Origin of the sequence: Curtobacterium sp. Leaf261 (assembly GCF_001422205.1) — a bacterium.
GTDB lineage: Bacteria > Actinomycetota > Actinomycetes > Actinomycetales > Microbacteriaceae > Curtobacterium.
The window spans coordinates 411932-424601 of record NZ_LMMJ01000008.1; the positions used below are offsets into that span (position 1 = coordinate 411932).

A 12670-nucleotide genomic window follows, 5' to 3' on the forward strand; every position below is an offset into this window, starting at 1 on the left:
GCGGTCAGGTCGCGGCGGTCAGGAGGTCGGCGTGCAGGCGTGCCGCTCCCGCCGCGTCGAGGTCGAGGATCGCGCCCTCCGCGACACCGAGATCGGACAGCGCACGCACCAGGTACAGCGGCACGGCATTCTCGGGGACCGTGCGCTCTGGTGCACCGCGGTCCGGCAGGACGCCGTCGCGGACGCACGCCCAGAACGCCGGGGCTCCGACGTCCAGTTGCTCACGCAGGATGTGACTCCACATCCTCGCTCCGTACGTCGACCCGTCGACCGGCTTCGAGATCCGGGTCCGGAGCACCCGCCGGTCCCAGAGCTCGAACTCGTAGGTCCGGTGGTGTCGGACCGGTCGGCCGGTCGCGCCCCGGACCAGCGTCCACCGCTCGCGCTCACAGAACGTGTCGTGGTGCTCCCGCGTCGGAGCTGGCGGCCTGTCACTCACCGCCGTGGTCCAGCCAGTCGAGCAGCTCCTCGTCGGTGCTGAGTCGGATGAGTTGCACCAGACCCCATGCACCCTGGTGGTTCGGCGCATGTCGGAGTCGGGCGTACCAGTCCTCGGCGTACTCACGGAGGACGAGCACCAGGTCGACGAGGGCATCGGCGATCGTCGAACCCTCCGCCGCGAACGGACGATCGGCCATCAGTGCGACCACGTGCCCGTCCTCGCGGAACACCGAGACACGCGGCGAGACCGTCTGGAAGAAGTAGCCGCGGAGACGCTCGACCGGGAGCATGGCGGACAGCTGGCCGTCTCGAGCCACCGTGACCGTGCGGCCGTCGGCCGTTGCATCGAGCATGTCCTTGAAGTGCGCCCGGGCCCCCGAATACGTCGGGTAATCCACCGTGATGGGCATCCGCAGTCCTTCCATCCGTGACGTACGCCGCGTACGTCACGTACGTCACGTACTCAGGCTAGCATCTTCCCCTCAGCGGGTCCCGCCGCCCACCGTCCTCGCCGTGCTCACCCGCAGGAAGTCGAACGTGCTCGTGAACCCGGCGCCGCCGAGCGAGATCAGGCCGATGCGCGGGTGGGTCCCGAGGTCCGCCGTCCACGTGCCGCCCTGGACGAAGTGGCGCCCGTCGACGCTCGTGGACGCGGTGTAGACGTCCTGGCCGTCGACCCGGTGATGTGCGATGCGGAGCGTCGTCCACGAACCGACCGGCCCGACCACCATGTTCCCGTAGTTCGGGGCCCCCTCCGGCTGTGGGGTGACCTCCTTGCCGAACTCGGTCTGCCGGGTGTCGTAGATCGAGTTCGACACGAGCCGGACGTAGTTGCCGTCGTCCCCGGACACGATGAGTCCGCCCTGGACGTAGTTCACGCCGTCGCCGGTGGCCGGGGTGTCGACCTTGACCCGGGTCTCGAGCACGTAGTCACCGCGCGGGGCCGCCTCGCTGAGCACCGACGCGAGCGGTGTCTGCGGCGGGTGGAGGTCGGCGTCCTGCGTCTGCCACCGGAACGAACCGCCGCGGACGGACCAGGTCGACCGGTCGGGCTCGCGGGTCCAGGAGAGCGAGGACGGCAACGCGTGACCGGTGAAGTCCGTGGACGCCGAGCCGATCGTGCGGCCGGGGACGATCACCGGAGCGGGCTGTGCGACGGCCGCCGCACGGTCACCCGGCTGGGCCGCCGGGGCCTGCTGCCGGTCGTCTGACGGCCCGGCACCACCGCGGACGCTCGGCCACCCGTCGTTCCAGTCGAGCTGGTCGATGAGCACCGGGCGCTTGGTGTACCCGGTCTGCCCCGCGTAGTACGGGTCGTTCCGGTCGACCGCGTGGTAGATGATCCAGTCCTGCCCGGCGAAGTCGGTGACGACGGTGTCGTGCCCGGTCCCGACCCATCGGTTGCCGTTCTGGGCCAGCAGCGGGGTCCCACCGACGCGGGTGTCGAGGATCGAGACCCCGTCGCGGTCGACGAACGGCCCGAGGGGGCTCTTCGACCGTGCGACGAACACGCCGTACCCGGTGAGTGAGCCGTTGCAGCAGTTCGTGGCCGAACCCTGGAAGTACCACCAGCCGTCGTGGTGCATCAGGAACGCGCCCTCGTAGCGGTTGTCGATCGCGATCGGCGTCTCGGAGGCGGGGTCGGACCGGAGTCCGTCGGTGCTGAGCGTCCGGACGTTCACTCCGCCGAAGTAGCTGCCGAAGTACACGTACGTCGTGCCGTGGTCGGTGATGACCTCAGGGTCGTACTCCCACCGGTAGCCGTCGCCGTTCGGGGCCGTCTGCGGAGCGACGACCGGGCCGCCCGAGTCCGTCCACGGACCCGTCGGGCTCGAGCTCGTGGCCACGCCGACGGCCGAGCCGCCACCCGTCGGGCCGGTCGCGCTCGGGGTGTCCGAGGCGGCGTAGTACATGAACCAGGTGCCGGCCCGGCCGTGCGACCCTGCGCGGTACAGGACGTCCGGCGCCCAGATCCCGTTCGCGTCGCCGACCCAGGCGGGCTTCGCGGTGAACGCGTCACCGACGGACGTCCAGGTCGTCAGGTCGGTCGAGCGGTACGTCGGGACGACGTGCTGGACGAGGGAGCCGTCGGCGTTCTGCTCCGTCGCGCTGAGCGCGTCGGACGTGCAGTACAGGTACCAGTTCCGGTCGCCGTCCGCCCCGTGCACCGCGGTCGGGTCGGCGCAGCTGGCCGCCGTCTGACCGTCCGGGAGGCGCAGTGCGAGTGGGTTCTGGTACGTCGCGCCCCGCTGGTGGTGGCGGTCCGGCGACGCTGCCGCGCCTCCCGAGACCGACGGGGCGCCCGGGGCTGCCGACGTGGACGGAGCGGCTGTCGGGGACGGCGTGTGCGTCGCCGACGGTGTCGCGCCGGGGACGGACGTGGGGCTCGTCGAGGGGGCCGTGGCAGTGGCGGGTGCTCCGCTCGGGGTCGCTGACGGGCTCGCCGCCGCACTCGTACTCGCCGTCGCACTCGCACTCGGCTGCACGGACGGGACGGCACCGGCCGCTGCGGGGAGCACGCCGGCTCCGATGAGCCCGACGGTCAGGACGCCGATCGTCAGGAACGCTGCTCGGGTTGCACGGGGCACGGTGGCTCTCTCTCGTCGTTGAGGAGTGGTGCGCGTGACGCTACTCCCGCCCACCGACGACGGCCGACCCCGCACCGGGCGACGCGATCCCCTCCGCCCCACGGGATGCCGTGGCGGGGAGGGGATCCGGTCGAGCGCTGGCGCGGTCTCCGCCTCAGCGGACTCCGCCTCAGCGGTCTCCGCCTCAGCGGATGGGCGCCGTCGTCGAGGCGAACTCCCGGGTCGCGACACCGGCCCGGTAGCGCTCCAGGGCCTCCGCCGACGCCCCGACGGACTCCAGCGCCGCGAGCCCGGCGCCGAGCACCGGCGGCGTCGTCACCCACGTCGGGACCGCTCCCGGCGCGATCGCACCGAGTCCGGCCACGACGCCCTCGACGAGCAGCGGGTGCCGAGCTGCGAGCACGCCACCGCCGAGCACGACCGGCACGGCGGACGACAGGAGCCCGAGCCGCCGCATCGCCGTCGTCGCGAGCAGCACGATCTCCTCGGCCTGTCGGTCGACGACGGACCTGGCGACCGTGTCCCCGGCGCCGGCGACCTCGAACAGCACCGGGCAGAGCCGGTTGAACGTCTCGTAGCCGAGCCGGCCGAAGTGGATCGCCTCGGTCACCTCGCGGACGGTCGACAGGCCGAGCGCCGCGGGGACGGCGTCGACGAGCGCCGTGGCGGGACCCCGGCCGTCGTCGGCACGAGCCGCGTGCCAGAGCGCCCGGTTGCCGAGGTACGCCCCGCCGCCCCAGTCGCCGGAGATGTCCCCGATCGCCGGGAACCGCGCCGTTGCACCGTCCGCGCGGACCCCGATGGCGTTGATGCCGGTGCCGCAGACGACCGCGACGGCGTCGGCGGAGAGGGTGCCCGCGCGGAGCAGGGCGAACAGGTCGTTGTCGAGGACGTCCGGTGCGCCGCCGTCCGAGGACCAGTGCGCGAGTGCCGTGGCCGCGGCGTCGAGCTCGTCGGGGAGGTCGAGCCCGGCGAGGTAGACGTGCGTCGTCAGGATCTCGCGGCCACCGAGGTCGTCGACGACCCGCGCACGGACGTCGTCGAGGATCGGCCCCGCGACGTCCCACCCGCGGGTCTGCGGGTTCGACCCCGGACCCCGGGCGTGCCCGACGACGGCACCGTCGAGACCGATCGCGACGACGTCGGTCTTCGACCCGCCGCCGTCCACGGCGAGCACCACCGGACCACCCGACGCCGACGCGGCGGCTGCCGGACGCGACCCGGTTCCGGACTGGAGGGTCGTGGCGGCGCCGTCCCGCGCCTCCCGTCCGTCCGTCAACGCGCCCATGCCAGGTGGTCCGCGTTGTTCGCGATGAGCAGGTCGGTGAGCTTCTCCGCCTTGTCCACCTGGCCGACGAGGGGGTGCGCGAGCATCGCGTGCAGGACACGGTCCCGGCCACCGTGGACCGCCGCCTCGAGGGCGAGCCGCTCATACCCCGCGACGTGCGCGACGAGCGCGGCCTTGTCCGCCTCGAGCGCTGCCACCGGCAGCGGGGTGATCCCCGACGCGTGCACCCGCGACGGGACCTCGATGACGTGGTCGTCCGGCAGGAACGCGAACGTGCCGTCGTTCCGGACGTTGAGCACCTGCACGTCGCCGCGGTCGGACAGGATCGACGAGAGCACGTCGATCGCCGCCTCGGAGTAGTACGCACCACCGCGCTGCTCGAGCTCGACGGGCTTCGTGACGACCGATTCGTCGGCGTACTTCGCGAGGAGGGCCCGCTCCGTCTCCATCACGGCCTCGGCGCGGGTCGGTTCGTGCAGCTGCTCCTCGAGGACGATGTCGTGCTCGTAGAAGTACCGCAGGTAGTACGACGGCACGGCGCGCTGCAGGCGGAGGAGTGCCGGCGCCATGTGCACGCTCTCCGCGACCTCGTCGAGCTGGACTCCGACGAGCTCGTCGATGACGTCGCGCTCGCTGCCGTCCTCGGCCCGGATGTGGACGCCGCGCTCCCACGTCAGGTGGTTCAGTCCGACGTGGTCGAGCCGGACGTGGTCGGCCGCGACGCCGTACTGCTCCGCGAAGCGGCGCTGGAAGCCGATCGCGACGTTGCAGAGCCCGACCGCGCGGTGCCCGGCCTCGAGGAGCGCCCGCGTGACGATGCCGACCGGGTTCGTGAAGTCGACGATCCAGGCGTCCGGCTTGGCGTGCTTCCGGATCAGCTCGGCGTACTCGAGCACGACCGGCACGGTGCGGAGCGCCTTCGCGAACCCGCCCGGTCCCGTCGTCTCCTGGCCGATGCAGCAGGCCTCGTGCGGCCAGGTCTCGTCGCCCTTCCGTGCGTTCTGCCCCCCGATGCGGAGCTGCAGCATGACCGCGTCGGCGTCGGACACCCCCGCGACGACGTCGTCGGTGACGTGGATCGTGCCCGGGTGTCCGGCGTGCGCGAACATCCGCTTCGCGACACCGCCGACGAGCTCCCGACGGACGGGGTCCGGGTCGACGAGCCAGAGCTCGTCGATCGGCAGTTGGTCGCGGAGCCGGGCGAACCCGTCGACGAGTTCTGGTGTGTAGGTGGATCCTCCACCGATGACCGTGAGTTTCACTGTGGTGCTATCCCTTCACGCCGGAGAGCGCGATGCCCTCGACGAAGACCTTCTGAGCGAAGAAGAAGATGACGACGACCGGGATCATGATGACGACGGTCATCGCCATCGTCAGACTCCAGTCGGTGCCGTGCTGACCGCGGAACGTGGCGAGACCGTAGGCGACGGGCCACGCCGCCTGGTTCTCGGACGCGTACAGGAGCGGCCCGTAGTAGTCGTTCCACGAGTTGAAGAACATGAAGATCGCCGCTGCCGCGATGCCCGGGCGCGCCATCGGCACGATCACGCTCCAGAGCACCTTCCACTCCCCGGCACCGTCCATCCGGGCGGCGTCCCCGTACTCCTTCGGGATCGTCAGGAAGAACTGCCGGAGCAGGAAGATGCTGAACGCGTCGCCGAGGAGGTTCGGCAGGATCAGCGGCCAGAGCGTCCCGGTGAGGTGCAGGTGGCTCCAGAGGATGTAGACCGGCACGGCGGTGACCTGCGGGGGGAGCAGCATCGTCACGATGATCGCCGTGAAGATGAGGTTCGCCCCCTTGAAGCGGATCTGCGCGAGGGCGTACGCCGCCGGCACACTCGCGAGCAGCATGAACAGCGTCGCGAGCACCGCGTACATCGCGGAGTTCCCGAACCACTGCGCCAGCGGCAGCGTGGTGAACACCCTCGCGTAGTTGCTCCACTCCCAGGTGGTGGGGATGATCGACGCCGTCAGGGCCTGGTTGCTCGACATGAGCGAGGTCAGGACGACGAAGACGATGGGCGCGAGGGTGATCACGCCGAGCGCCACGAGTGCGGCGTGCTCGGCGACCCAGAGGAGGCCGCGGTTCGAGCCCCGTGGACGGACGAACCGGGGTCGGGCGTCGCGCGACATGGTGTCGGCGACGGGGCGGGAGAGCGTGGTCATCGTGGCTCCTAGTCGGTTTCCGGTCGGAAGACCGAGATGCGGCGCATCGTGAACACGAGCACGACGGCGGTGACGATGAACAGGACGACGGCCATCGCGGACGCGTAGCCGAACTGGAAGTTGGCGAACCCGTGCTGGTACAGCAGCTGCGTGTACGTCAGGAGCGACGTGCCCGGGTAGCCGAGGAGCGACCCCGAGCCACCGCCGATCGTCGCCTTGCCCGATGCGACCCCGGACGCGACCGCCGCCTCCGTGAAGTACTGGAGCGCGGCGATCACCCCCGTGACGATCGAGAACCCGATCACCGGCGCAATGGTCGGCATCGTGATGTGCCGGACCTGCTGGACACCGTTCGCGCCGTCGAGGGACGCTGCCTCGTAGAGCTCCCTCGGTACGTCGAGGAGCGCTGCCAGGAAGATGATCATGATGTCGCCCATCACCCAGACGCCGAGGATCACGAGCGAGGGCTTCGACCAGTTCGGGTCGTTGAACCACAGCGGGCCCTTGATGCCGAACCACGACAGGATCAGGTTGACGGGGCCGGTGCCGGGGTTGAACAGGAACACGAACGCCACGACGCTCGCCACCGGGGGCACGAGGGCCGGCAGGTAGAAGAGCGTCCGCCAGAACCCCGACGCGTTCCTCGCCCGGGACAGCAGCCCCGCGACGGCGAGTGCGCAGATGATCCGGATGGGGACGAGGATCACCACGAACCAGATCGTGTTGACGACCGCGGCGCCGATCTGCGGGTCCTGCGTGAACAGGAACCGGTAGTTCAGCAGCCCGACGAACTGCGGGCTCTGCAGCTGGTTGTACCGCGTGAACGAGTACACGATCGACGCGATGAGCGGGTACACGAAGAAGACCGCGAGCCCGAGGAGTGCCGGGGTCAGCATGACGAGCGCGACGCGACGTCGCTGCGACTCCGCCGTGCGGCGACGCCGCGGCAGCCCACCGGACGTGCGGCCGGTGGCTGTGGGACGCGACCCTGTCGGGCCGGTGGGCCGGGAGGCACGGGTCGAGCGTGCCTCCCGGCCTGCGGTCTGCGAGCTGGTCACGCCGGTCACGGTCCCGCCAGCGTGTTCGCGTCGTCGATGTTCTTGTCGAGCGTCTTCAGCTGCGCCGACAGGTTCCCGCCGTTCGCCTGGTAGGCCTGCCACATCTTCGTGAAGGTGCCGATGTACGCGGCGCCGTCGGTCGTGGCGGGGGAGGTGATGGTGTTCTCGTTCTTCGCGGCCTCGACGAACGTCTTGTAGTTGTCGTCGACCTCGAGCTTCGGGGAGTCGAGGGCCGAGGTGATCGTCGGGATGTTCTTCAGACCGTTGCCCATGATCACCTGCGCGTCGGTGTTCGTGGACAGGTACTTGAGGAGCGCCCACGCGAGCTCGGGGTTCTTCGAGCCCTTCGCGATGCCGGCGACGTTCCCGGCGATGTACGTGCTGCCGTAGTGGCCGAGGCCGTCCATCACCGGGGTGGGTGCGGTGCCGTAGTCGAGGTCCGGCTTCTGGTCCGCGATGAACGCCGAGCGGTACTCGCCGTCGATCTGCATCGCGACCTGGCCGGTCTGGAACGCGTTGTCGGCGGCGAACTCCTGGCCGAGGCCGGACGTGAACGCCTTGAGCTTGGCGTAGCCGATCTTGTCGACGAAGCCCTTCTGCCACTCGATGAGCTTCTTCCAGCCCGCCGAGGTGCCGATCTCGCTGTTGCCCTTGCTGTCGAGCCAGGTGCCGTCGATCATCGGCGCGAAGTGCTCGGGGGAGTTCTCGTAGAAGTCGATGAGCGGGTTGAAGCCGAGCTGCTTGATGGACCCGTCCGCGTTGTACGTGGTCATCTTGAGGCCGTCCGCCTCGAGCTCGTCGAGGGTCTTCGGCGGCGAGGTGATGCCCGCGGCTGCCATGGCCGTCTTGTTGTACATGAGCGCGCTCACGTCGGCGAGGGCCGGGAGCGTGCATCGCGTGCCCTTGTACGCGGTGTACCCGCGGACCGCCTTCGGGATGTCGGAGAGGTCGACGTCGTCCCGCTTGATGTACGCGCCGAGGTCGCGGAAGGCGCCGGAGGAGCAGAAGCTGCCGACGATCGCGGTCGAGTACGACAGGCCGACGTCGATGTTCTGCCCGGACGAGATCGCCTTCTGCAGCTTCTCGTCGTCCTGCCCACCGTGGATCTCGACGGTGACCTTCGGGTTCTCCTTCTCGAAGCCCTGGACGGCCTTCTTGACCACACCCGCCTCTCGCCCGGTGAAGAAGTGCCAGAGCGAGACGGTGCCCGAGAGCGTCTTCGGGGCTGTCTTGTCGATCGAGGACGCGCTGCTGCCGGAGCTGCAACCGGTGATGACGAGGGCGCCTGCGGTCGCGATGGCTGCTGCGGTCGCGATGCGGCGGAGTGTGGGCTTGTGCACTTCGGATCTCACTCTCGGTGGGGATGGATCGTCGGGGGGATGTGTCGTCGGGTGTTCCGGGTGTTCCGGGTGCGTCGGGTGTTCCGGGGCGCGACGAACAGCCCTCGGTGAGGGCGGCGTCCGTCGGGACGGATGCCCGGCGTGCGGGCTGGCAGGTCTTGGGTGGCTAGGGGGAGGCGCGCTCGTCGAGCGTCACGCCCGATGACCCCGGGGCGGGACCGGCGGCTCTGCCGGTCTCGGTCTCGGCGATCACGGACAGGCGCGCGGCGAGCGCGGCGCGGACGATGTCGATGAGGACATGTCGTGCGCCGTGCAGGACGGGTGCATCTGGGACACCGGGCGCGACCACCGTGGTGGACCAGCGGGTGCGGGTCCGGAGCCATCTGGTCGTCGCTGCGGCGAGTGCGGGGCCGCCGGCCGTCCCGGTGGGGCCGTGCAGCACGACGGTCTCCGGGTCGGCGACGGCGAGGGCGGGGAGGACGTTGTGTCCGACGCGCTCGCCGAGGGCGGCGAGGAACGGGTGACGTTCGTCGAGCTGGGGCATGGCGGCGAGGACGTCCCGCCAGGTGCTCGTGTCCTCGGGGACGACGTCATGTCGGACGGCGAGGCGTTCGATCGCCCGCTCGGAGATCAGGTCCGCGACGATCTGCACGTCGGGGTCGAGGTGCACCGCGTCGACCGGAGCACTGAGGTACCCGATCTCGCCGGCCGCACCCGAAGCGCCGCTGTGCACGCGCCCGTCGATGTCGAGCGCCATGCCGAGGCCCTCCGCCATCCACATGAGCGCGAACGAGGTGGTGGTCCGGCCGACGCCGATGTTCCGCTCGGCGATCGCGGCGAGGTTCGCGTCGTTCTCGACGACGACCTGCAGGCCGAGCTGGCCGGAGAGGGTCGCGGCGACCTGCTCACGCGGCCAGCCGGGGAGTCCGTCGGTGAAGATGAGGGTGTCGGTGGTGTGGTCGACCGAGGCCTGGACGCCGACGCACACGGCGGTGACGTCCTCCGGGTCGATGCCCGCGGCGTCGGCCGCTCGGGCGACCGCGGCCCCGACGATGTCGGCGGCGTCACTCCGCATCTCGGCGTCGGACATCCGGTGCGAGACCGTCGGGTGCGTCCTGCCGGCCGCGTCGACCACGGTGGAGCGGACGTCGACGAGCTGGACGTCGACCGCGACCGCGAGGGCTTGGGACGCGTCCGCCTCGTACAGCGCCGCGCTGGGGCCCCGACGGCCGGCCTGGGTGCCGGACTCGCGGATCAGGTCGGCGGCCTCGAGTCGTCGGATGATCTCCGCGGCGGTCGGTTTGCTGAGGCCGGTCCGCGTGGCGAGCTCGTTCCGGGTGAGGGGTCCGGCGTCGAGCAGGAGGGTGAGCGCGGCCCGGTCGTTCAGCTCGCGCAGGAGCGCTGGCTGTCCAGGGTTCGGTCGCGTGCTCATGCGGCGACTGTAACGGACAACCTTCTTTACTGAAAGGTTTGTTTACAAAGAGGAAACAGTCGTGTTGCTCCCCGAAACGCGTGGGTGGCGGCCCGTCTCTCCGCAAAACGCAAGGTTGGCCGCATCGCGCAGGGAAATATGTCTGCGCGATGCGGCCAACCTGGTGTCTTGCGGAGGCAGCCCGGCCCGCGGCCCGGGGCCCGACCGGGACTACGGGCGGAGCAGCACCTTGATCGCACGACGCTCGTCCATCGCGCGGTACGCCTCCGGCGCCTCCTCCAGCGGGAGCTCGAGGTCGAACACCTTGCCGGGCTGGACCTTGCCGGACAGCACGTCGGGCAGCAGCTCGGGGATGTATGCCCGCGCGGGGGCGATGCCGCCGCCGACCGTGACGTTGTTGCCGAACAGGTAGGGGAGCGGGAGCTCTGGGCCACCGGCGGGGACGCCGACGTAGCCGACGTTGCCGCCCGGGCGCACGACCCGGAGCGCGGTGTCCATGCTCTCCTTCGTGCCGACGGCCTCGAGCGCGCAGTCGGCGAGGTCGCCGTCGAGCAGCGCGCGCACCTCGGCCACACCCTCGTCCCCGCGGGTCGCGACGATGTCGGTCGCGCCGAACTCCCGCGCGAGCGCCTGGCGGTCCGCGTGACGGCTCATCGCGATGACCCGCGCCGCACCGAGCCGCGAGGCCGCGAGCACTGCGGACAGCCCGACCGCGCCGTCGCCGACGACGACGACCGTCTTGCCGGGGCCGACCTCGGCCGACACGGCGGCGTGGTGTCCGGTGGAGAACACGTCGGACAGGGTGAGGAGCGACGGGATCAGCGCCTCGTCGATCGGCCCGGGCACGACGACGAGCGACGCCTCGGCATCCGGTACGCGGACGAACTCGGCCTGGGCGCCACCGAGGGCGTCGCCGTACGCATCGGGGGTGACGCCGAAGGTGGACTGGTGGTCGCAGCTTGACGTGACGCCGTGCTGGCAGGCCTGGCAGGTGCCGTCGTTCGTGGTGAACGGCGCGATGACGAAGTCGCCGACGTGCAGGTCGGTCACGTCGTCGCCGACCTCCGTCACCGTGCCGACGAACTCGTGCCCGATCACGCGGGGTTCCTTCGTGTCGCGGACGCCGCGGTACGGCCAGAGGTCGGAGCCGCAGACGCAGGCCGCGGTGACCTGGACGATCGCGTCGCGGGGCGTGAGGATCGTGGGGGCGTCGCGGTCCTCGACGCGGATGTCACGGGCGTCGTGGATGACGGTTGCGCGCATGGATGAGCCTTCCGTTCGGAGGTCTCGGCTCGCCGCGCGGCACGTTCCGACGCGCCAGGGCGACGGAGCCGGAGGGGGACGACACGACGTTACGCTCCTGCAGGTGGACGACGATCGATACGGCGGGGACGTGCTCTCCGGCGACTGGCGCTCGAAGGGTCGGAAGCTCGTCCGCGAGGTCGCGCTCGAACGCGACATGGTCCTCGAGGACCCGGCGTCCGGATGGGCGGGGGCCGTCGTCCGGCTCGAGGCCGGCAACGTCGAGCTCGAGGACTGGAAGGGCCGCACGCGGTCCTTCCCGGCGACCGGGCAGTTCCTGCTCGAGGGCGAGCTCGTCCGGCTCGGGCGTCCCGGCGCGCCGGTGAACCGACCAGGCGGCGGGGGACCTGGCAGCACGGTCCCGTTCCGCACACCGGCTCCCGTCGCGGCGCCGCTCGCCCTGGACCGGCCGGGAGGCGCGGCACGAGCAGGTGGACCGGCCACCGGTCGAGCACGCACCGCGTCCGGCAGCTTCGCGGTGGAACGGGAGCGGGCACGGGTCGCCCTGCCCTCCCGGATCATGGTCGAGGGCCGGCACGACGCCGAGCTCGTCGAGAAGGTGTGGGGCGCGGACCTCCGGGTCGAGGGCGTCGTGGTCGAGTACCTCGAGGGTGTCGACAACCTCGCCGAGGTCCTCGAGGAGTTCCGGCCGTCCAGGGACCGCCGTGTCGGGGTGCTCGTCGACCACCTCGTCCCCGGGTCGAAGGAGACCCGGTTCGCCGAGGCCGTCATGCGCGGGAAGTGGGGCGCGCACGTGCTCGTCGTCGGGCACCCGTACGTCGACGTCTGGCAGTCGGTCAAGCCGTCGCGGCTCGGGTTCCGGGAGTGGCCGACGATCCCGCGGTCCATCGAGTGGAAGCACGGCATCTGCGACGCGCTCGGCTGGCCGCACGAGGAGCAGGCCGACATCGCGCGTGCCTGGCAGCGGATCCTCGGGCAGGTGCGGACCTTCGCGGACCTGGAGCCGGCGCTCCTCGGGCGGGTCGAGGAGCTCATCGACTTCGTCACTGAGCCCCGCGGCTGACCGAGAGGTCGTACACGAGACTCCTCGTGGT

The 12670-nt window shown here is 71.0% G+C and carries 11 protein-coding genes; 1 reads left to right on the top strand and 10 read right to left on the bottom strand.

Annotated elements, in window-relative coordinates:
• Positions 1 to 4 precede the first annotated feature (4 nt).
• From ASF23_RS10100 to ASF23_RS10145, 10 genes are all read right to left on the bottom strand, one after another.
• Positions 5 to 439: a hypothetical protein gene (locus ASF23_RS10100; protein WP_055952554.1), complete on the bottom strand. Its 435-nt coding sequence runs from the start codon at positions 437 to 439 to the stop codon at positions 5 to 7.
• On the bottom strand, positions 432 to 851 hold the full coding sequence (locus tag ASF23_RS10105; protein ID WP_055952557.1) for a hypothetical protein: 420 nt from the start codon (positions 849 to 851) through the stop codon (positions 432 to 434). Before ASF23_RS10105 ends, ASF23_RS10100 begins: the two co-directional genes overlap by 8 nt.
• Before the next feature lie 72 nt (positions 852 to 923).
• Positions 924 to 3029 carry a family 43 glycosylhydrolase gene (locus ASF23_RS10110; protein ID WP_055952559.1) on the bottom strand — a complete coding sequence of 702 codons (2106 nt, stop codon included), beginning with the start codon at positions 3027 to 3029 and terminating at the stop codon, positions 924 to 926.
• 184 nt (positions 3030 to 3213) lie between these two features.
• Positions 3214 to 4317 carry an N-acetylglucosamine kinase gene (locus ASF23_RS10115; RefSeq protein WP_082474012.1) on the bottom strand — a complete coding sequence of 368 codons (1104 nt, stop codon included), beginning with the start codon at positions 4315 to 4317 and terminating at the stop codon, positions 3214 to 3216.
• The gene (locus tag ASF23_RS10120; RefSeq protein WP_055952562.1) at positions 4305 to 5579 is read right to left on the bottom strand and encodes a 6-phospho-beta-glucosidase; all 1275 of its coding nucleotides are present in this window, start codon (positions 5577 to 5579) and stop codon (positions 4305 to 4307) included. The genes ASF23_RS10115 and ASF23_RS10120 overlap by 13 nt, the downstream gene beginning before the upstream one ends.
• Positions 5580 to 5586: 7 nt before the next feature.
• Positions 5587 to 6483: a carbohydrate ABC transporter permease gene (locus tag ASF23_RS10125; protein WP_055952564.1), complete on the bottom strand. Its 897-nt coding sequence runs from the start codon at positions 6481 to 6483 to the stop codon at positions 5587 to 5589.
• Positions 6484 to 6491: 8 nt separating this feature from the next.
• Entirely contained in the window at positions 6492 to 7541 is a 1050-nt protein-coding gene (locus ASF23_RS10130) for a carbohydrate ABC transporter permease (RefSeq protein WP_235510855.1), read from the bottom strand.
• Between the two features lie 5 nt (positions 7542 to 7546).
• Entirely contained in the window at positions 7547 to 8881 is a 1335-nt protein-coding gene (locus tag ASF23_RS10135) for an extracellular solute-binding protein (RefSeq protein WP_055952566.1), read from the bottom strand.
• A gap of 166 nt (positions 8882 to 9047) precedes the next feature.
• Complete coding sequence (locus tag ASF23_RS10140; RefSeq protein WP_055952569.1) at positions 9048 to 10313, bottom strand: ROK family transcriptional regulator; 1266 nt, start codon at positions 10311 to 10313, stop codon at positions 9048 to 9050.
• A 210-nt stretch (positions 10314 to 10523) separates the two neighbouring features.
• Positions 10524 to 11576, bottom strand: coding sequence for a zinc-dependent alcohol dehydrogenase family protein (locus ASF23_RS10145; RefSeq protein ID WP_055952572.1), 1053 nt, complete (start codon positions 11574 to 11576; stop codon positions 10524 to 10526).
• Between the two features lie 103 nt (positions 11577 to 11679).
• On the opposite strand from ASF23_RS10145, the gene ASF23_RS10150 reads away from it, so the two are divergent.
• Positions 11680 to 12639 (top strand): DUF3097 domain-containing protein, encoded by a 960-nt coding sequence (locus tag ASF23_RS10150; protein WP_055952575.1) that lies wholly within the window; start codon positions 11680 to 11682, stop codon positions 12637 to 12639.
• The last annotated feature ends 31 nt before the right edge of the window (positions 12640 to 12670 follow it).